This is a genomic window from Streptomyces sp. NBC_01176, assembly GCF_045039825.1.
In the GTDB taxonomy this organism is placed as follows: Bacteria; Actinomycetota; Actinomycetes; order Streptomycetales; family Streptomycetaceae; genus Streptomyces.
In genome coordinates, this window is record NZ_CP108600.1 from 8,496,336 (window position 1) to 8,518,684 (window position 22,349).

Sequence of the window (22,349 nt, forward strand, 5' to 3'; positions counted from 1 at the left end):
GGAACGCGTGGGACGGTGGGGCCGGGCGATGATGGGCCCGGTGGCCCGGTGGCCCGGTGGCCCGGTGGCCCGGTGGCCCGGTGGCCCGAGCGGCCGGGCGGATCGGGTCAGTCGCGGACCGGCACCCGCTCCTGTGACGTCTCCTGTACGGACCTGGCGACCACGACGGACCCCCGCGGGCGCCGCGTCCGCAGGCCCGGCAGGGTGATCAGCAGCCCCGCCACGGCGATGCCCGTGACCACCAGCAGGCCGGCCCGGTAGCTGTCGAGGACGGCCTGCGGGGAGGAACCCTCGGAGGAGTTCGCGGTCACGACAGCCGTCACGACGGCCAGGAAGATGGCGCCGCCCACCTGGACCGAGGTGTTGAGCAGGCCCGAGACCATGCCCTGTTCGTGGTCGTCTACGCCGTTGGTGGCCTGGATGTTGAGCGACGGGAAGACCAGCGCGCAGGCCGCGCCGATCAGCAGCATCGTCGGCAGGATCACCGCCGCGTACACCGGGTCGAGGCTGACGCGCAGGAACAGCGCGTAGCCGACGACCATCAGTGCGAAACCCACGGCGATCAGTCGCGGGGTACCGAAACGGTCCACCACGGAGCCGACCTTGGTCGAGGAGAGTGCGACCAGCGCGCCGGCGGGCAGGAAGGCGAGCGCGGTGTGCAGCGCCGACCATCCGAGCAGCGACTGCATGTAGAGCGTGACCAGGAACTGGAACCCGACGTACGAGCCGAAGAACGCCATCGCGCCGAGCTGGGCCCGGATCTGGCTGCCGGAGCGCAGCACCCCGAGCCGGATCAGGGGCCCGGGTGAGCGGCGCTCGACCCGGACGAAGGCCGTGAGCAGGACGGCGACCGCGAGGAAGGACAGCAGGGTGCGGGCCGAGGCCCAGCCGGCTTGCGGGGCCTGGACGACGGTGAACACGAGCAGCAGCATCGATGCCGTGCCGAGAACGGCGCCCGGGATGTCGTAGCCGTTGTGGTCCTTCTCCCGTTCACTGCGCGGCAGGAGCTTCATGCCGACGAGGAGCGCGAGGAGCGCGATGGGCGCCGGCAGCAGCATGGTCAGGCGCCAGCTCGCCTCGGTGAGCAGGCCGGACAGGACGAGACCCATCGAGAAGCCGGTGGCCGCGCAGGTGGTGTAGATCGACAGGGCGCGGTTGCGCAGCGGGCCCTCGGGGAAGGTCGTGGTGATGATCGACAGGCCCGCCGGCGCGGTGAACGCCGCGCTCAGGCCCTTGATGAAGCGGCTGGCGATCAGCAGCGGGCCCGAGTCGACGAGTCCACCGAGCAGTGAGGCGAGCGCGAAGACGCCCAGGGCCACGAGGAAGACCTGACGGCGGCCCAGCAGGTCGGCGGTGCGTCCGCCCAGCAGGAGCAGTCCGCCGTATCCCAGGATGTAGCCGCTGACGATCCATTGCAGCGTCGAGGTGGAGAGATCGAGTTCGGAGCCGATGGAGGGCAGCGCGACGCCGACCATCGACACGTCCAGCGCGTCCAGGAACATCGCGGCGCAGAGCACCAGCAGGGTGCCCCACAGTCGGGGGGTCCAGCGTCCCAGGGACACGGGAGTGGTGAGCGGGGAGGTCATGACGGAGAGAGTACATGCACATGCATTCAATGCAAATGCATTTAATTCCGATGCAACAAAGGGGATTCTTTGCTACCGTGCGCCCATGGCGGCGGAGAAGGCCGAGCAGGTGCTCGTGGACCAATGGCGCGACATCCTCGCGGTGCATGCGCGCACCCTGTGCGAGGTCGACCGTGTGCTGCACCGACACGGCCTGGGCGCAAGCGACTTCGAGGTGCTCGACGTGCTGGCCGGGGACACCGGGGCGGACGGCGCCTGCTCGTACCGTGTGCAGGAGATCTCCGAACGCGTGCATCTGAGCCAGAGCGCGCTGTCCCGGCTGGTGGCCCGACTGGAGAAGGACGGTCTCGTGACACGCGGCATGTGTCAGGAGGACCGCCGGGGTGTGCGGGTGTCCCTCACGCCCAAGGGGCTCGACCTGCACCGTGAGGTGCTGCCGCTGCAACGCGCGGTGCTCGCGCGGATGCTGGCGGGCGACCCGACCACGCCCGACCACGGCGCCCCCGACCACGGCGCCCGCGATCACGCCGCCCGTTTCAGCGCCAGGTGACCGCGGACGTCTCCCGCCACAGCGTGGCGAGTGAGCCGTCGCCGGTCACCGTCGGGAACGGCAGCCGGTTCCACAGCGCCAGATAGAGCCGCGCGGCGGGACCGGACACCTCGCAGTCGACGTCGGCGTCGCCGCCCTGCGGCGCACCCTGAGCCGGATGCCGCTCGCTCACGGGCGGTTCGGGTGACAGCCGCAGGGTCCACACCGCGTCGGCGTCCGTTGCCCGCACGCGCAGCACGCAGGGTGATTGTGCGCGCACCTTGCTCCGCGCCCGCCCGTGGAAGCCGCGCAGCAACTCGTCGATCCCGTCCACCGCGAGGGCCGGGGCGACGGTACCCGGCGTTCCGCCGAGCGCGGACTGCGCGTCGACGCGGTGCACGGCCGTCTCGTGCGCCTGCCGCCGAGCCCAGAAGGCGAGCGGCGACGGCGCGGGCAGAAAGCTCCAGCACTCCACATCCCGCGGGGCGCGGGCGAGGCTGTCGACGAGCCGGCGGTGGCCGTCGCGGAACCAGGCCAGGAGTTCGGCGCCGTCGAGTGCGGGCAGCCCGCCGCCCCGTAGTACGCGGTGTGCCCCTCGGTGACGAACGTCGTCGCCCAGCGGTGCACCATGCCCGTGTGCCGTACGAGATCCCGCACCTGCCAGCCCGGACAGGTCGCGACCTCGGCCTCAGGTCCCGCCTCCTCGGCCGCCGCCGCCAGCGAACGGCCCTCCGCGTCGAGGGCCTCCACGAATTCCGGAACGTCCATGCGGTGAGTCTGCCGGACGAACCGCGTGCTGGCGTCCGGCGGTTCACCGAGGAGCGGCGCGGCGTGGACAAAGGCGCTCGTCGACCTCGCCCGCGAGTCGGCCCTACAAGGTCGGCCCTCGGGCAGACGGCGCTCGCGCCGCCTGCCGGCCCGGCACCCGTGGATCGTGCCGATCTCCGATCCCCGGCACCCGGCGCTGCGAGCGGCTGGACGAGAACGCCGGCGCGACCGGAGTCGCCCTGTCCGCCGACGAAGTCGTCGACCCCGACCCCGACACCGTCCGTCTCGGCGACCGGGGCGACCGTCGGCACACCTCCCACACGGCTCTCGTGGAACGCCGACCCACCCTGCCACCGCGCGACCGGGCACCACCGTGTGACCCGGTCCCCGGCTCACGGGCGGTGGCCTTCGCCGGGCGGCCGGTGTCCTCGGCCACCCCCACCGGTCGGCATCAGGCCACCGCGACCCGTCGGGTCGTGAAGCCGATGACGGCGGCCACGGCGGCCAGGGCGGCCACGCTGGTGAGCGCCGTGGGCAGGGAGAACCAGTCGGCCATGAACCCGATGGCGGGCGGCCCGAGGAGCATGCCGCCGTAACCGAGTGTGGACGCGGCGGCGACCCCGCCGGGTCCGGCCAGGGTGCCGGCGCGTTCGATGGCGACGGGGAAGATGTTGGCGAGGCCGAACCCGGTGACGGCGAATCCGAGGAGCGCGGCCCACGCGGAGGGGGCGAGCGACCCGAGCAGCATGCCGGCCGCGGCCGTCGCACCGCCCACCACCAGGATCCGGGTCCGCCCGAGCCGCTCCAGCAGCGCCGTCCCGCTGAGCCGTCCGATCGTCATGGTGAGCGCGAAGCAGGAGTAGCCTGCGGCCGCGACGCCGGGATGGGCCTCGAGGTCCTGTTCGAGGTGCAGCGCCCCCCAGTCGGCCAGGGCTCCCTCGCCGTACGCCGTGCACAGGGCGATCACGCCGAAGACGAGGACCAGCACCCGGGTACGGGAGTCCGTGCGGCGGGGTTCCCGCTCCTCGGTGGCGCGCGGACGGTCCGATGCCCTGGGAGCATCGTCGTGGTCCTGACGGTCCGGAGTGCCGGGTGCGTCGCCGTGGTGCGTACGGTCCGGAGTGCCGGGTGCGTCGCCGTGGTGCGGACGGTCCGGTGCCGCCGGAGCCTCCTCACGCATCAGGACCCGTCCCGCGACGGCGGTGACCAGCAGGCCGATGAAGGTCAGCCCCAGTAGATGGCGGGTGGGGGACAGTGATCCCGCGACCAGTCCGCCGAGCCCCGCGCCGATCATGCCGCCCAGACTGAACGCCGCGTGGAAGCTGGGCATGATCGGCCGTCGCAGCGCGGCGACCAGGTCGACGGCGGCGCTGTTGAACGCGACGTTGATCCCGCCGTAGGCGGAGCCGAACACCAGGAGCACGGCGCCCAGGGCCGCCGCGGAGTGCGTGAGCGGCGGCAGTGCCACGCTCAACGAGAGGATGACCGCACAGACGACGGTGACCGGGTGGTTGCCGAACCGCCGGCACAGCCTTCCGGTGAGCGTCATCGTGATCACCGCGCCGGCCGAGACTCCGAGCAGCGCGAGCCCGAGCGTGCTCGCCGAGGCGCCGGTCTGCTCCTTGATGGCGGGGATACGGACGACCCACCCGGCGAAGACGAACCCGTCGAGGGCGAAGAAGGCGGTGAGGGCGATCCGGAGGCGGGTGAGGTCCTTGCCGTTGTCCGGCGCTACGTTGCGCGTTCGGGTTTTGTTTATGTTCGGCACAAAGTCACGGTAAGCGCGTGCTTGAGCTGCGGCAAGGTCGTTCGCGGGGCAATTGCGGGGCGGGGGAGCGGGGTGGTGGGGGATCGGGGTGACGGGTCGGGGGCGAGTGGTCTATTCGAACGTCCATTCAGTCCCTGCCGTCTCCCCTGAATCCCTTGCGGTGGGGGTGCTCCGTCCCCTAGTGTCCAATCTCGTTGGACAGTTCGTCCGACGTAGTTGGGCACGGCCCGGGGGGAACCTGACCGCGCCCGACGAGCACAGTGCACCGATTCCTTAGGGGGAATTGATCATGATGGATCCTCGTGAACTGGACGCCGAGTCGGCGGAGCTGCTGCCGGGCCGTGAGGCTCTCGGGCGGCTGAAGTTCAGCATCGGCAAGACGGTGAACGTCACCAAGCACGTCGCCAACATCTCCGCGCACAACGAGTCGGCCGCGCTCAACGACCACTCCTCGTGGTCGGTGGCGGACTCGGGGGCCGGCCAGGCCATCAACGTCAGCCAGTAATTCCACGACGGCGAGGGTATTCGGCGGACCGCGCATCGCGCGGTCCGCCTCACTCTTGTCCCGGAACGGAGCGTGCGGCCACGGGCGTGACGACGGGCCGGGCGGTGTGCGGGTGGCGGATCGGCCGCATTCCCGCGTTGTCGATGAGCGGGACATTGTTCGAAGTGGGTGACGCGACACACATATTCACTTCCTTCCCGGCGTGCACCAGCCAATTCAGGGGACCGGGAACGGTGTTCGGCGGGCGGACCGTGCAATTCCGCGATTTCTACCCGGGGTTACATCGGTCGGAGCGTCAAGTCTTGCTATCGTCCTACTCGTTGGTAGCAAGTCGCACGGGGGTCGCGGGGAGCGGGCGGAAGCAGTTCCGTTGCTCCTCGGGCGGGTTGGTCGAAACGGACGCTCTGGCAAGGGGGCCAGGCGGACACGGCATCTGCGCGTATCTGTGACGCGGCCTTCGAACTCCAGTTTTCTCGCTCACTCATCCGAACAGGTGAGACACCTCATATGGCTCGTTCCCTGGTCGATTTACTGACCGCGCACGCCTCCCGACAGCCTGACCGGACCGCCTACCGGTTTCTCGTCACGGGTGACTGCGACGGAGAGATCCAGGACATCTCCTACGGACGGCTGGCCGAGCGGTCCCGGGCCGTCGCCGCCTGGCTGCAGGAACGCGGACTGGCCGGTTCCCGCGCGATGCTGCTCTATCCACCCGGGCTCGAGTTCATGTCCGGCTATCTGGGCTGTCTCTCGGCCGGAGTCGTCGCCGTGCCGGGCGTGCCTCCGCAGGGGCGGTCGCAGAACCACCGCGCCCTGCTCCGGACGAAGCGCCTGATCGCCGACGCGGACGCCAAGGTGATCCTGGGCGGCCGTGACGAGATGGCCGCCCTGGCCGGCATGGCGGAGCACCTGCCGGAACTGGCCGGGATCACCTGCGTCGCGACCGAGGACATTCCCGACGAGGCGGCCGGCTCCTGGCGCGAACCCGATCTCACCGCGGACACCGTCGCCTTCCTCCAGTACACCTCCGGATCCACCTCCGCCCCGCGCGGGGTGATGGTGACCCACGGGAACCTGCTGGACAACGAACGGGTCATCACGGAACGGATGGGCCACACCCCCGACGTGATCGAGGAGTACGACCACGAACTCTTCGTCAGCTGGCTTCCCGTCTACCACGACATGGGACTCATCGGCCCGGTCCTGAACGCGGTGCACCTCGGTGTGACCGCCACGTTCTTCTCGCCGCTGCACTTCCTGCACCGCCCCGAGCGCTGGCTGAACGCCGTCAGTCACTACGGCGCGCACACCAGCGGCGGCCCCAACTTCGCCTACGAGCTGTGCCTGAAGCACGCGACGCCCGCACTCCTCGACCGGCTCGACCTGAGCCGTTGGAGGGTCGCTTTCAACGGCGCGGAGCCCGTTCGGGCCGCCACCCTGCGCCGGTTCACCGAGACCTTCGCCGCCGCGGGCTTCCGCCGGGAGGCCCTGTACCCGTGCTACGGCCTGGCGGAGGCCACGCTCATCGTCACCGGCGGCTCGGTACAGGCCCCGCCCACCCTGGTCGAGTCCACGGGGGCCGGGCCGCATGCCGGAGCGGCGGACGCGGCGGCGGTCGGTTCCGGCCGGCCCGGCTCCGGCATCACCGTGGTCGTCGCCGACCCCGAACGGCAGGAGGAACGGCCCGAGGGCGAGGTCGGCGAGATCTGGGTCGCCGGCGCGAGCGTCGCCAAGGGCTACTGGCGCAACGCCCTGGCCACCCGGCAGACGTTCCGGGCCACCCTGAAGGACCGCGAAGGGCACTTCCTGCGCACCGGCGACCTCGGCTTCCTGCGCGACGGTGAACTCTTCGTCACCGGACGCCTCAAGGACCTGCTGGTCATCGACGGCCGCAACCACTACCCCCAGGACCTGGAACTGTCCGCCGAGATGTCCCACTGGGCGCTGAGGCCAGGGTGCACCGCCGCCTTCTCCGTGGACGCCGGGGAGGAGGACGGCGAGCAGCCGGTCGTCGTCGCGGAGACGGCCCCGGAGGCGCTGGGCGAGTCCGAGAAGATCGTCGGTCTGATCCGCAGCGCGATCGGGGAGGCCCACGGCCTGCCGGTGCGTGATGTGGTGCTGGTCCACCCCGGCACCATTCCGAAGACGTCCAGCGGGAAGATCCAGCGCCGCGCCACCCGGACGGCGTACCTCGACGGCACTCTCTCCCCGGTCGGCGCGCCCGTCCCGGGATAACGGCGGCCGCCGTAGGCGCACCCGCACGCGCCGTCGGCGGGTCCCGGATCGTCATGTGAGGTGCGCCGGGTCGCTCCGCCGTGCGCGGTCCCCGCATCCAGGCGTGCACCGGCCGTCCGCAGGGGCTGACCGTACGTGGCGCCGTTCTTCACCCGGGCGCCCCGAAACCCGCCGAGAACCAGCCGAGTTCGCCGTCTGCCGTCTGCCGTCTGCCGTCTGCCGTCTGCCGTCTGCCGTCTGCCGTCTGCCGGCGGCATCAGCCGTACCCGTGCGCTCCGCCGTGGCGGCCGTACGGCATCCACCTGAGCCCCAGTTCACGAGGACACCTGCCCAGATGCCTGCGAACGAGTCCCCGAAGCAGTCCCCCGAGATGCCCGCGACGACCTCCGAGGACGTACGGGCCTGGCTGACGTCGGCCGTCGCCCAGGCGGCCGGACTCGCCCCGTCGGCCGTCGCCCCGGATCGTCCGATCGCCGAATTCGGCCTGGGATCGAGGCAGTTGGTGACGCTGGCGGCGGAGCTGGCGGAGCGGCTCGGCCGACCCCTGGAGGCCTCCCTCGTCTTCAACCACCCCACTATCGCGGCGATCGCCGAGACGGTCCTCGGCGAAGGACCCGCCCTGACGGCCGATCCGGTCCCGGCTCCCGCTCCGGCTCGGGCCGGCGCACCCGTGCGGGCGGACGGCGACATCGCGATCATTTCCATGGCCTGCCGATTCCCCGGTGGCGCCGATGACCCCGAGGCCCTGTGGCGGCTGCTGGCCGAGGGCGAGGACGCCGTCGGCGAGGTACCCGCGGGCCGTTGGGACACCCGTGCGCTTCTGGACCCCGACCCGGAGGCAGCCGGCAAGGCGTACACCCTGCGCGGCGGATTCCTGACCGGCATCGACCGCTTCGACGCGCCCTTCTTCGGCATCTCGGCGCGCGAGGCCGCGGCCATGGACCCCCAGCAGCGGCTTCTGTTGCGGACCGGCTGGGAGGCGATCGAACGCGCCGGGATCGTCCCGGAGACGCTGAACGGCAGTTCCACGGGCGTCTACATCGGCCTGTACGACAGCGGATACCTCGCCTCGGCCCGCCTGGAGCAGCTCGACGGACACGTGGGCACCGGTTCCGCGTCCAGCGTGGCGTCCGGGCGTATCGCGTACACCCTCGGCCTGCAGGGTCCGGCCGTGACCGTCGACACCGCCTGCTCCTCCTCCCTCGTCGCCCTGCACCTGGCGGCGCGAGCGCTGGCGAGCGGTGAGTGCGACCTCGCCCTGGCGGGTGGCGCCACGCTCCTCGTGACGCCGCGCGGGCACGTCGAGTTCAGCAGACTGCGCGGACTCTCGCCGACCGGACGGTGCAGCCCGTTCTCCACCGCGGCCGACGGCGTCGTGTGGGCCGAGGGCTGTGGTCTGGTGCTGCTCAAGCGACTTGCCGACGCGCGACGGGACGGCGACCGGATCCTCGCGGTCGTCAAGGGCTCGGCGGTCAACCAGGACGGCCGCAGCCAGGGCCTGAGCGCTCCCAACGGCCTCGCTCAGGAACGGGTGTTGCGCGCGGCGCTCGACGACGCCGGACTCCGCCCGGAGGACCTGGACCACGTCGAGGCGCACGGCACCGGTACGCGGCTGGGCGACCCCATCGAAGGGCGGGCGCTGGCCTCGGTGTTCGGACCGGGACGCCCGGCGGACCGGCCCCTCGGTGTCGGCTCCCTGAAGTCCAACATCGGCCACACCCAGGCCGCGGCGGGTATCGCCGGCGTCATCAAGACGGTCCTCTCCCTCGGCCACGAACTGCTCCCCGCGTCCTTGCACGCCGAGACCCCGACCGAGCACGTCGACTGGGCCGGCGGCGGCCTGCGCGTGCACAGCGGCGCCAGTGCGTGGCCGCGGGACGACGACCGGGTGCGGCGGGCCGGGGTGAGCGCGTTCGGCATCAGCGGAACCAACGCCCACGTGATCCTGGAGGAGGCACCGCGGAACGCGGCGCGACCGGTCGCGCCCGCGCCCGGCATGCCCGCGTCCGCCATGCCCGCGCCCGGCATGCCCGCGTCCGCCATGCCCGCGTCCGCCACGCTCGCGTCCGCCATGCCCGCGCGGCGACAGGACGCCGAAGAGCCCGGCACGGGACGCGCCGCGGCGCTCTTCCCCCTGTCCGCCCGCACCGTGCCGGCCCTCCGGAGACAAGCCGCCCGCCTGCTTGACGCGCTCGCCGCACGGCCGGGCGCGACGCTGCCCGCCGTGGCCGCGACCCTGGCCCACCACCGCACGCACTTCGAACACCGCGCCGTCGTCCGGGCGGCCGACCGCGACGAACTGCTCGGCGCTGTGCGCGCACTCGCCGCGGGGCGGCCCGACACCGAGCTCCTCGTGGGCCCCCGGCAGACGTGTCCGCCGGGCAAGGTGGCATTCGTCTTCCCCGGCCAGGGCGCCCAGTGGACCGGCATGGCCCGCGAACTGCTCGACACCTCCGCGGTGTTCGCGGACGAACTCGACCGGTGCGACGCCGCACTGCGCCCGTTCACCGTCTGGTCGGTGGCGGCCGTCCTGCGCGGCGACGTGGGCGCCCCGTCCCTGGAGCGGGTGGACGTCGTCCAGCCGGTCCTGTTCGCCGTGATGGTCTCCCTGGCCGCGGTGTGGCGGGCCCGTGGCGTACGACCGGACGCGGTCATCGGGCACAGTCAGGGCGAGGTCGCCGCGGCCTGTGCGGCCGGCGCGCTCAGCCTCAACGACGCGGCCGCGGTGGTCGCCCTGCGCAGCCAGGCCCTGACCGCGCTGTCCGGCACCGGCACCATGGCCGTCGTCGCCCTGCCGCACACCGAGGTCGAGGCACACCTGGCCGGGCTCGGCGGCCGGGTCTCCGTCGCCGCCGTGAACAGCGGCCGTTCGACGGTGATCGCCGGCGACGCGGAACCGCTCGAATCCCTGCTCGCCGACCTCGACCGGCGGCAGGTGTTCGTCCGCCGCCTCGACGTCGACTACGCCTCCCACAGCGCCGGGGTCGAGCCGCTCCGCGCGACGATCCTCGGCGAACTCGACGGCGTCACCGCCTGCCCCACCCCCGTCGCCTGGTACTCGACGGTCACCGGGGAGCCGGTCACGGAGGAACTCGAAGCCGACTACTGGTACACGAACCTGCGTGAACCCGTCCGCTTCGCGTCCACCGTGGAGCGCATGGTGGCCGACGGCTACCGCTGTTTCGTCGAGCTCAGCCCCCACCCCTCCCTCCTCACCGCCGTGCGCACGGTCGCCGAGGACTCAGGCCACGAGGACCTCGTCACCGTCGGATCGCTGCGCCGTGAGGAGGACGGACCGGCCTGTCTGGACCGGGCCGCCGCGGAACTCCACGTCCACGGAGGGCGGATCGACTGGCACCGGCTGGTGCCCGACGCGGAGACGGTCGAACTTCCCACCTACGCCTGGGACACAGAGTCCTACTGGATCGAGCCCGAGCCCTCGGCCGCGGCCCCCGGACTCCTCGACCGCGCCGCGCACCCGCTGCTCGGCATTCAGCTGCAGTCCGCGGACGAGACCCGCTGGACCTTCCGCAACGAGTGGTCCCCGGCCACCGCCGACTGGCTGCCCGACCACAGCGTGTTCGGACGGACCGTGGTGTCGGGCACCACTCTGATGGAGCTGTGCCGCGCCGCCCTCGCGGTGGCCCGCCCGGACGTTCCCGGCGACGTGACCGACCTGCTCCTGCTCTCGCCCCTCGTCCTGCCGGAGTCCGGCACGGTCGAGGTGTCCGTCGAGGTGGTCACCGCCGGCCCCGCACCGGAGATCACCGTGCACGGCCGCCCGCGCGGCCGGCAGGACCCGGACTGGACCCTGCACGCGACCGCTTCGGCGGCCGGGCCCGTCCCGGCGCCGCCCGCCCCGCTGCCGGTGTGGCCGGAGGCCGTCGCGTCCGTCTGGAGCACGCGGACGTACGAGCGGCTGAGCGCCCTCGGCCTCGGCTACGGCCCGGCGTTCCAGGGGGTCCGGTCGGCGGTCCCGACCACCGTCGAGGGCGAGCTGCTGGCCCGGCTCTCCCTGCCCACCGTGGCCCGGGAGAAGAGCGACGCCTACCCCGTCCACCCGGCGCTGCTGGACGCGGCGCTGCATGTGGCCGCCGCGCTGGATACGGACGGCGCGCCGGAAACGGGCGGTGCGCCGGACGGCCGGGCGCTGCTGCCGGTCGCGGTGGGCCGGTGTGTCCTGCCGCCCGGCGGCTCCGGCGACCTCACGGCGCTGGTCCGGAGGTCGGGCGGCTCCGGGACGGACCTCACCCTCGACGTGACACTGTGGGACGCGGACGGCCTTCTGGCGGGGCGGCTGGAGGGCGTACGGCTGCGGGCCGCCGACCCGGCGGACCTGAACGGCGCCTCGGAGCACGGCCGTCACCTGTACGAAGTGGCGTGGACGGCCGCGCCCGAGGAACCCGCCGGCGCGCCGGGCGCCGTGTGGGCCGTCCAGGGCGACCGCTCGGACCCGGACGTCCAGGCCGCCGTACGCGGCCTGGAGGCGGCGGGCCTCCAGGTCCGGGAGACGGACGCCGACATCCTCGTACGGTTCTGGCCGCGTCCGGCGGCCGACGCGGAACCGGCCGCCGTCGCACAGGAGTTGGCCGCCGAAGCGCTGGCCGAACTGCGTGACCTCTCGGCGCGCGCGGCGGACCGGCTGCCCGCCCGGACCGTGTGGGTGACCCGCGGCGCGATCGCGACCGGTGCCGGAGACACCGTGCCCGGGCTGGCCCAGTCCGTGCTGTGGGGCATGGCCCGCAGCGCCCGGACCGAACACCCGCACCTCGGACCGACGCTGCTCGACCTCGACGGTTCCGACACCTCCGGGGTCCTCCCCGCCGGCGACGTCCTCCCCGCTGCCCTGGCGCACACCGACGAGCCCGAACTCGCCCTCCGGGCGGGCACCTTGCTCGTCCCGCGGCTCGTGCGCGCCCGCGCCACGGACACCTTGCGGATTCCGGCCGGGGACCACTACGAACTGACCGGACTCCCGACGGACCCCGCCCTGCACGCGGTCGCGCCCCACGCCCTGGCACCCGGCCAGGTCAGGATCCAGGTGCACGCCGTCGCCGTCCCCGAACCCGGCGGCACGCGGCCCCGTACCGCGTGCGCCGGTGTGCTGACCGAGGCCGGCGCCGAGACCGGGGACCTCGCTGCCGGTCTGCGGGTCTGCGCCCTCGCCGAGACGCCACCCGGCTCCGAGGCGATCGCCGACGCACGGGGGCTCGCGGTACTTGCGGATGACATGCCGTTCACCACCGCGGCAGCCCTGGCCCTCGCGGCCGGTGGCGCAGGCGGCCCCGGAGAACCGGCGGCGGCGCTGCACACCGCCCTCACCAGGCCGACACCTCCCGTCCGAGCCCGGGTCCTGCCCGTCACCGGCACGCGCGAGGCACTACGGCGGACCGCGTCCGGCGAGCCCGTCGTCCTCGACCTGGTCGGGCGTCCCGGCCCGGTGCCCACGGACGGCACGGTGCTGATCACCGGAGGTCTCGGCGCCGTCGGCCGCCACCTCGCCCGACTCCTCGCCGAACACGGAGTTCCACGGCTGCTTCTGACCTCCCGTCGGGGTCCGGACGACGCACGCGCCGACGAGGTCACCGCCGAACTGACCGCGCTCGGCGCCGAAGTGGAGATCGCCGCGTGCGACGTCGCGGACGCCGAAGCCCTGACCGGCGTACTCGCCGGGGTGACAGCGGAGTTGCCACTGCGCGGTGTCGTCCACTGCGCCGGAGTCCTGGCCGACGGTGTGATCGCCGACCTGACGCCCGAACGCCTCACCCGGGTGCTGCGCCCCAAGGTCGACGGCGCCGCCCATCTGCACCGGCTCACCGCCGACGTGCCCCTCGACCTGTTCCTGCTGGTCTCCTCGGCGGCCGGCGTCGTCGGCACCGCGGGCCAGGCCAACTACGCCGCGGCCAACGTCTTCCTCGACCAACTCGCCCACCACCGGGCCGCCCTGGGCCTGCCCGGCGTCTCGGTCTCCTTCGGTGCCTGGGCGGGCGAGGGCCTCGCCGCCGAACACGCCGATCTGGACCGGATGGCCCGGGTCGGCCACCGCGCCCTCACCCCGGACCAGGGCCGCGAACTCGTCGAACTCGCCCTTCTGCGGGGCGCACCGCACCTGGTCGCATGGTCCCTGGACCTGCCCCGGCTGCGCGAGAACACGGCGTCCGCGGACGACCGCTCGACGGCGCTGTGGCGCTCGCTGCTGCCCGCGCCGCGCGGCGACCGGGACGGGAGCGAAGGCCTGACGGACCGGCTGGCCCGGCTGCCGGAGGCCGAGCGCGCCGCACGCGTCCTGGCCCTGGTCCGCGAGGAGGCCGCCAGGGCACTCGGCCTGCGCTCGGCCGAATCCGTCGGGCCCGACCGGCCGTTGCGCGACCTCGGTATGGACTCGGTGACGGCGGTGGAGCTGCGCAACCGCATCGGCACCCGGATCGGCGCCGGGCTCCCCGCCACCCTGCTCTTCGACCACCCCACCGCGGCCCGGCTCACCACGCACCTGCTGGCCACCGCACTCGCCGCGGGCGCCCCCACGGCCCCGCGGAGCGCGCCCGGTCCGCGGCACGCCCGTACCACCACGCCCGCCGCGGACGAGCCGCTGGCCCTGGTGGGCATGGCGTGCCGTGTACCCGGCGGCGTGCACGACCCCGAGGGCCTGTGGCACCTCGTCGCCGAGGGCCGCGACGCGGTCGGCCCGTTCCCCCAGGCACGCTGGGACGTGACGTCGCTGTACGACCCCGACCCGGAGGCCCTCGGCAAGTCGTACGCCCGGGAGGGCGGATTCCTCGATGACCTGGACCGCTTCGACGCGGGCTTCTTCGGCATCACCCCGAAGGAGGCGGCGGCCATGGACCCGCAGCAGCGCGTGCTGCTGGAGACGGCGTGGGAGGCACTGGAGCGCGCCGGGATCGTCCCCGCCGACCTGGCGGGCAGCCCCACCGGGGTGTACGTCGGCATGTTCGGCAGCGACTATCTCGCGGGCTCCCGGCTCGACCAACTCGACGGGTACGTCGGCACCGGGTCGGCGCTGAGCGTGGCCTCGGGACGGCTCGCGTACACGCTCGGTCTGAACGGACCGGCGCTGACCGTGGACACGGCCTGCTCCTCGTCGCTGGTGGCGCTGCACCTGGCGGCGCAGGCGCTGCGGTCGGGCGAGTGCGACCTCGCGCTCGCCGGCGGCGTGACCCTGATGGTGACACCGGGGACGTTCGTCGAGTTCAGCCGTCTGCGGGGGCTGTCCCCGACCGGCCGCTGCCGCTCCTTCTCCGACGACGCCGACGGAGCCGTCTGGGCCGAGGGCGCGGGCATGGTCGTACTGAAGCGGCTCGGCGACGCGCGCCGCGACGGCGACGAGGTGCTCGCCGTACTGCGTGGCACCGCCGTCAACCAGGACGGCCGCAGCCAAGGACTGTCCGCGCCCAACGGTCCGGCCCAGGAGCAGGTGGTCCGGCGGGCGCTGGAGCTGTCCGGGCTGCAACCCGCCGACATCGACCACGTCGAGGCGCACGGGACCGGAACGACGCTCGGCGACCCGATCGAGGCGAACGCCCTGGCGGAGGTCTTCGGCGCCTCGCGCCCGCGGCACCGCCCCCTGCGTCTCGGCTCGCTCAAGTCCAACATCGGTCACGCGCAGGCCGCTTCGGGCGTGCTCGGGCTGATCAAGGTCGTCCAGTCCCTGCGCCACCACGCGCTGCCGCGCACCCTGCACGCCGACACACCGAGTCGCCATGTCGACTGGGACGGCAGCGGGTTGCGACTGCTGCGGGAGACGACTCCCTGGCCGTCCACGGAGGAGCGCGTACGACGGGCCGGTGTGAGCGCCTTCGGGATCAGCGGAACCAACGCGCACCTGGTCGTGGAGGAGGCCCCGCGGGCAGGGGAGCGGCCCCCGGCCGAAGCCGGCACCGGCAAGCGGCTGTTCGTGCTGTCCGGGCGCAGTGAGTTCGCCGTACGCGGGCAGGCCGAGCGGCTGTCCCGGTACCTCACACCGGACGTCGCTCTGCCGGACGTGGCCCACACCCTGGCGCGACACCGCGGCCACTTCGAACGGCGGGTGGGGATCGTGGCGGGCGACCGCGACGGACTGCGCGCCCGGCTCGACGCGCTGGCGAGCGGACGGACACCGCCCGCCCGGTCCCACGAGGGGCGCACGGGCAAGGTGGCCTTCGTCTTCGCCGGGCACGGCGGCCAATGGGCGGGCATGGGGACGGAGTTGACGGACGAGTCGGAGGCCTTCCAGGAGGAGCTGTCCCGGATCGACGAAGCGGTGCACCGTCACGTCGGCTGGTCGGTCCTCAACGTGCTGCGAGCCCCCGAGGAGTTCGCCCCGCTCGACCGGACGGAGTTCCTGCAACCGGTGCTGTTCGCGCTCAACGCGGCCCTGGCCGCCGCCTGGCGGGCGCTCGGCGTCCGGCCGGACGCCGTGGTCGGCCACAGCCTCGGCGAGATCGCCGCCGCGTACACCGCGGGCGCCCTCACCCTGGACGACGCCGCGGCCGTGGTGACCGGTCGCGCCGGCGCGGTCGCCCCGCTGGTCGGACAGGGCGGCATGCTGTCCCTGGAACTCCCGCCCGCGGAGGTCGAGGACCTGCTCGCACCCCACCGGGGCCGGCTGTTCGTCGCGGCCGTCAACAGCGCGAACTCCACGGCCGTGTCCGGCGACACCGACGCGCTGGAAGGTCTGCGCCGGCAGCTCGACGCGCAGGGCGTCCCCGTACGACGGCTGTCGACCCCGTTCGCCTCCCACACCCCCCTGATGGACCCGGTCCGCGAGGACCTGCTCGGCCGGCTCACCGGCATCAGGGGCACCCGCACACCGACCCCGCTCTACTCGACGGTGCTGGCAGCCCCGGTGCCCGGTGACCGGCTGGACGCCGACCACTGGTACGCGAACCTCGGCCGCCCGGTCCGTTTCGCCGACACGATCCGGCGGATGCTCGACGACGGCTACCGCTACTTCGTCGAACTGAGCCCGCACCCGACGCTCACCGCGTCGGTCGAGGCGGTGGCGGCCGAGGCCGGGATCGACGCGGTGGCCGTCGGCTCGCTGAGCCGGCAGCGGGACGGACACGACGTACTGCTGGGCGGGCTCGGGGAGTTGTACGAGGCCGGGTACACGCCCGACTGGCCGGTGCTGTTCCCGCGGGGCCGCCGGGTCGATCTGCCCACGTACGCCTTCGCCCGCGAACCCCACTGGCTCGCACCCGCCCCGGGCGCCGCGACGGCCGGTGGCTCACCGCTCCTCGGCACGCACGTCGAGGCCAGCGACACACCCGACCGGCACCTCTTCCAGAGCGAGATCGACCTGCGCGACAGCCGCTTCGCCTACCTCCGCGACCACCGGGTCGCCGGTGAGGTCTGGCTGCCTGGGGCCGCCTTCCTCGAACTGGCCCTGGAGGCCGCCTCGGTGCAGACCGGTGGTGAGGCGGGGGACGGCGGTGAGGTGCGACTCGCCGACGTGCGGTTCGAGCGGCCCCTGGCGCTCGACGCGGAGCGGCCCGTACGGGTCCAACTGGTCCTGCAGCCCGCCGAGGACGGCTCGCGGGACTTCACCATCTCTTCCGCTCCCGCCGGTGAGCGGCCGGCCCGGTGGGAGCGGCATGTCACCGGGCGCGTCCTGACCGGCGCCGCCGAATCCGTGCCCGACGCGGACGAGGGGCCCGCCGCGCTGCGCGAGCGGTGCGGGGAGGAGGCCGACCTGTCGGCCGTCTACGCGGGGCTGACCGCCCTCGGCATCGACTACGGCCCCGCCTTCCGGGGCCTGGAACACGGGCATCGCACGGATTCCGAAGCGCTGGGCCGGCTCGCCCGGCGTCCCGCCGCCGGGCATCTCGTGCACCCCGCGGTGCTCGACGCCGCCTTCCACACGGCGGCGCTGCCCGCGAACGCCCCCGAGGGCCGGGCGTTCGTGCCCGCCGGTGTCGGTCGGCTGCGCTTCACCGGCCGCGGCGGCACTCCCGCGTGGGCGACCTGTCGACTGCGCTCCGTGGAGGGCGACTCCGCGCTGCTGGATCTGCGGCTCTGGGACGAGCACGACCAACTGGTCCTGGAGGCGACGGGGTTCGCACTGACCGCGCTCACGCACGCGGACGGCGCGCTCTTCGAGACGCGCTGGCAGCCGCGCCCCGACGCACAGGAGCCGGCCGGCCAGGGCAGGTGGCTCGTCCTCGCCGACGGGACCGGGGTGGGTGCCGCGCTCGCGGAGCGCCTCGGCGCCGCCTCGACCCCGCACGTGATCGCCCGCACCGGCGAGACGTTCGATACCGAGGGCCCCGGCCGATACGTCCTCGATCCTGCGGACCCGGGGCAGGTGGCCCGGCTGCTCGACGAGGCCTTCGCCGACGGTCCGCCCGAACGGGTGGTGCAGTTGTCCGCGCTCGACGCACCCCCCATCGAGAACGCGGCCACGGCGGAGGAGGCCGCGCGACGCTGCTGCCTCAGCACCCTGCACCTGGTGCGGGCGCTCGCCGACCGCCCGCGGGGCCGTGCCCCGCGCCTGTTCGTGGTCGTGCGGGGCAGCCAGGCCGCGGGCGACAGCACGCAGGTGACGCACCCCCAGCAGGCACTCGCCTGGGGCTTCGGCCTCGCGGTGGCCCAGGAACACCCGGAACTGTCGACCACGCTGATCGACCTTCCGGCCACGGACGGCGGCGACGCCCTGTGGACGCAGCTGCGGCACGCGGACGACGAACGGCTCGTCGCGCTGCGGGAGTCGGGCCGCCTGGTACCGAGACTGGCCCGCACCCGCCCCGACGACGGCGGCCACGACGGGATCACCGCGGACGGCGTGTACCTGATCACGGGCGGCCTCGGCGGCCTCGGCCGGGTGGTCGCCGAGCGGCTGGTCCGCCTGGGTGCCCGCCGGCTGGCCCTGATGAGCCGCGGCGAGCCCGACGCGGACACGGCGACCTGGATCACGGGGCTCGAAGCCCGCGGTGTCACCGTGTGCCCGGCCCGCGCGGACGTGGCCGACCGTGACGGCCTGACGGCCGCGCTGGACGCCGTACGGCAGGCGGCCGGACCGATCGCCGGAGTCGTCCACGCGGCCGGCGTCCTCGACGACGCCACGGTGGCCACCCTGACCGACGACCGCGTCCTGAGCGTGCTCGCACCCAAGGTCCTGGGCACCGCCCTGCTCACCGAACTCGTCCCGGAGGCGAAGCAGTTCGTTCTCTTCGCCTCGGCGGCCGGCCTGCTCGGCTCGGCCGGGCAGAGCCCGTACGCGGCGGCGAACGCCTTCCTCGACGCCTGGGCGCACCACCTGTCCCGCACCGACCGCCGGGCACTGAGTCTGGACTGGGGCGCCTGGGCCGGAGTCGGCATGGTCGCCGGGTCCGGGACCCGGGCCGCGGAGACCGGCCGGTCGGGTCTCATCGCCTTCACCCCGCAGGAGGGCGGCGACCTGTTCGAGCGGGTCCTCGCCACCTCCCGCCGCCAACTCGCGCCTCTCGCCCTGGACCGGGAGATGCTGGCGCTCGACCCGGACGTCGCCCGCACCCGCCCGATCCTGGGCGACCTGATCACCGCCACGGCGGCCTCCGGGGACACGGACGGCCTCGTCACGCGGGTGTTCGCGGCGACCACGGACCGGGACCGGGCGGCACGGCTCGAAGCGTACGTACGGGCCAAGGTCGGCCAGGTCTCCGGCGGTGCGGGCGACATGTCCGCGACCACGCCCCTGAAGGAACTCGGCCTGGACTCCCTGATGCTCGTGCGGCTGCGCAACGCCTTCGCACGCGAGCTGGGCGCCGAACTCCCGGCCACCGCCGTGTTCTCGGCGTCCGACATCCGAGGCCTGGCACGGGTGCTGGGCGAGGTGCTGCCCGAAGGCGGCTCCGGGGCGCGAGCAGGGGAACGGCGACCCGAGCGCGCACCCGGCGTACCCGAGAGTGAACTGCGGCCCGCGACCCGCGACATGGTACGGCTGCTGCGCAGCGCCCGGCCGGACATGCCGGACGCGGCGCACACCATCGGCCTGGCCGTACGGCTCACCGCGCCGACCACCCGCGAGGCGCTTGCCGGCATCCTCACCCGGCTCGCGGGACGGCACGCCGCCCTGCGCACGGCGATGCCGGGTGGCGGCGGACAGGCCCGGCGGTTGCGCGTGGAGGGGGAGTTGACCTCACCACTCCTGCGCTGGACCGAAGTGAGCCGCGACGCCGGACTCGACGCCGCCGACCGGCTGCGCCGACTGCTGGAGCCACCGTTCGCCCTGGCGGACGCGCCGCTGTGGCGCTTCGAGTTGCTGGACGCGGGTGAGGACGATCGGGTCCTCGTGTTCGGCGCGCACCACGCGGTGAGCGATCTGCAGTCGCTGCTGCTCGTCGCGGGGGAGATCGACGCCGAACTGTCCGGCACCTCGCTCGGCGACACCGTCACCAATCGCGACCTCGACCTGCTGATCGAGGCCCAGCGCACCGACGACACCCCCGGTGCGGGCGCGGACACGGCCGACTGGCGCGAGGCCTTCCACGGCGCCGCGCGCCTCGACCTGACCCTCGCCGGGCCCCGCCCGGCGACCCGTTCGTACCGGGCCGGGAGCGTGACCGTGGAGATACCCGACGGGCTCATGGAACGGGTGACGGTGGCCGCGAGCCGGCTCGCCGTGACACCCGCCGCCTTCTGCCTGGGCACCCTGACCGTGCTGCTGGCCAGGGCGCGGGAACGGGAGCGTTTCGTGCTCGCCGTGCCCGTCGACACCCGGATGCACGCCGACGCGTACGACGCGGTGGGCTTCTTCGGGGTGCCCGTCCCGTTCCCCGCCCAGGCCGGGGCGGGGGAGCGGATCGAGGACGTGCTGCGCCGCACGGACGCGCGCCTGGACCGGGTCCTCGCCAAGGGCGCCATGTTCTCGGACGTATTGCCGACCCTCGCGGGACAGGGGCTGCACCGGGCGAACGCGCCCCTGGTGGAGGTGTACTTCAACTACGTACGTTCCTCCGCCGGCCGCTTCGAACGGCTGGAGGTGCTCCCCGCCGGAACGGGCTACTCCGACCTCGACCTCATGATCACCATGACCCCGGACGCGGGCCGCGTCCGCCTCGACCACAACCTCGACATCCTGGACGCGGCGACCTCCACCGACCTGGCGGCGCGGTTCCTGCGGCTGCTCGCCGACGCGGCCGCAGATCCGACGACGGCGGTCCGTGCGGCGGCGGAGACGACCGGCGCGGAGACGATCGGCGCGGTGAAGGACACGGGCCGTGCGGCGGCGGAGACGTGCGGTGCGGCGGCGGAGAACGGCGGTGCGGCGGCGGAGAACGGCGGTGCGGTGAAGGGTGCCCCGGTCGGGGGCGAGCCCGCCGCCCGCCCGCGCCGCTCCCTCGCTCTCGCGGCCACGTTCGCGCTCGGCCACCTGCCCCTGCTGTGCGCGGCGGCGATCGAGGAGGCGACGGGCGAGGAGGGAACACCGGACGGGGTACCGGACGGAGCGCCCGACCGCGTGCGGGACACGGGCACGACGATCGCGGAAGCCCCGTACCACCAGGTGCTCGCCGCCCTGCGCGACCCGTCGGGCGTCTTCGCCGACCCCGCGTCGGCGATGGGTGTGGTGCTGCTGCGGGCGGCGGACCTGGAACGGTTCGGCCCGGTGACCGACGAGATGCTCGACGAGCTGCGCACCGCGTACCCGGCGGCGCTGAAGGCCCTGTCCGAGCGCACCCGCAAGCCGCTGATCGTGGGCTTCCTGCCCACCGCACGGGAGGAGGGCCGTTTCACGCGGTGGGAGGACGACCTGGCCGCCGAACTCACCGGCTCCCCCGGCATCGCGGTGCTCCGCGCGGACGACTGGACACGCCACCACGCCGTCGCGGAACGCTTCGACGAACGAACCGATCGGCTGGCCCACCTTCCCTTCACACCACCCTTCCAGGCGGCGGTGGCCCTGCGGGTGGCCGAGGTCGTACGAGCGGTGCGGCGTCCCTCGCCGAAGGTGATCGCGGTGGACGGCGACCAGACCCTGTGGGGCGGGGTGGCCGGGGAGATCGGCCCGGAAGCGGTGGACCTGACCGGTCCGCGCGCCCTTCTCGCGCGCAGGCTGCTGGAATGGCGGGCCGCGGGTGTGCTGCTGGCACTGGTCAGCAACAACGACGAGGACACCGTACGAGCCGTCCTGGACCGCCCGGACAGCCTGTTGAAGGCCGAGCACTTCAGCGCGTTCTCCGCCACCTGGGGGCCGAAGCCGGATCGCCTCTCCCGGGCGGCGCGCACGCTCGGCCTGGGGCTCGACAGCTTCCTCTACCTGGACGACAACCCGGTCGAGATCGAGGCCATGCGGTCGGCGCTGCCGCAGGTGCTGTCCCTGACCTGCCCACCGGCGGCCGAACTCGGCGACTTCCTCGACCGGTTGTGGCCGGCGGTCCCGGTGGCGGCGACGGTCGAGGACGGTCTGCGGGCACGGTTCTACGCGCAGGAACGGGAACGGGACGCGGCCCGTGAACAGGCCGGTTTCGAGGAGTTCCTCGCCCGGCTGGAGCTTCAGGTCGACATCCGGGCCCTGTTCGAGGACGACGTCGAGCGGGCCGGACAACTCGTCCGCCGGACCAATCAGTTCGTGCTGCACCCCCGGTCGGCCGATGGCGGCGATCTGGCGCGGTGGCGGGAGCACGGCGAGGTGTGGACGGCCGCGGCCCGCGACCGGTTCGGCGACTACGGGCAGATCGGACTGTTCGCCCTGCGCGCGGAAGGCGGCCGACTCGACGTCCTCGCCTGGGCGATGAGCTGCCGTGCGCTCGGCCGAGGCGTCGAGGAACGGATGCTGCGATGGCTGGCGGACCGCGCCGACCAGCTGGGCTGCGCGAAGGTCCGCCTGACGGCGGAGCGCACCGCGCGCAACCTGCCGGCCCGGCGTCTGCTGGCCGGGCTCGGCGGCGGCGACCAGGACGACGAGCGCCTGGAGAGCGTGGTCACGCCCGATCAGCTGCGGGCCTTCCGCTCCTGGCGGCGACGGTGAGCGGGACGGCCACGGCG

General features: G+C 73.7%; 6 protein-coding genes and 1 pseudogene. 4 read left to right on the top strand and 3 right to left on the bottom strand.

Annotated elements, in window-relative coordinates; all coding sequences use genetic code 11:
- Nucleotides 1-107: 107 nt before the first annotated feature.
- Entirely contained in the window at nt 108-1,586 is a 1,479-nt protein-coding gene (locus OG199_RS37050; protein ID WP_405833184.1) for an MFS transporter, read from the bottom strand.
- 85 nt (nt 1,587-1,671) lie between these two features.
- Between OG199_RS37050 and OG199_RS37055 the strand changes: the two genes are divergently transcribed.
- Complete coding sequence (locus OG199_RS37055) at nt 1,672-2,136, top strand: MarR family winged helix-turn-helix transcriptional regulator (protein ID WP_405833186.1); 465 nt, start codon at nt 1,672-1,674, stop codon at nt 2,134-2,136.
- Here the strand turns inward: OG199_RS37055 and OG199_RS37060 are convergent.
- Both OG199_RS37060 and OG199_RS37065 read right to left on the bottom strand, forming a co-directional pair.
- Nucleotides 2,123-2,883: pseudogene (locus OG199_RS37060) on the bottom strand (maleylpyruvate isomerase family mycothiol-dependent enzyme). The gene OG199_RS37055 and the pseudogene OG199_RS37060 overlap by 14 nt on opposite strands.
- 451 nt (nt 2,884-3,334) lie before the next feature.
- Nucleotides 3,335-4,651 carry an MFS transporter gene (locus tag OG199_RS37065; RefSeq protein WP_405833188.1) on the bottom strand — a complete coding sequence of 439 codons (1,317 nt, stop codon included), beginning with the start codon at nt 4,649-4,651 and terminating at the stop codon, nt 3,335-3,337.
- A gap of 289 nt (nt 4,652-4,940) precedes the next feature.
- On the opposite strand from OG199_RS37065, the gene OG199_RS37070 reads away from it, so the two are divergent.
- The 3 genes from OG199_RS37070 to OG199_RS37080 all read left to right on the top strand — a co-directional run bounded on the left by OG199_RS37070 (nt 4,941) and on the right by OG199_RS37080 (nt 22,332).
- Complete coding sequence (locus OG199_RS37070; RefSeq protein ID WP_194280770.1) at nt 4,941-5,156, top strand: hypothetical protein; 216 nt, start codon at nt 4,941-4,943, stop codon at nt 5,154-5,156.
- 507 nt (nt 5,157-5,663) lie between these two features.
- Nucleotides 5,664-7,391, top strand: coding sequence for a fatty acyl-AMP ligase (locus OG199_RS37075; RefSeq protein WP_405833190.1), 1,728 nt, complete (start codon nt 5,664-5,666; stop codon nt 7,389-7,391).
- A gap of 334 nt (nt 7,392-7,725) precedes the next feature.
- Nucleotides 7,726-22,332, top strand: coding sequence for an SDR family NAD(P)-dependent oxidoreductase (locus OG199_RS37080; RefSeq protein WP_405833192.1), 14,607 nt, complete (start codon nt 7,726-7,728; stop codon nt 22,330-22,332).
- The last annotated feature ends 17 nt before the right edge of the window (nt 22,333-22,349 follow it).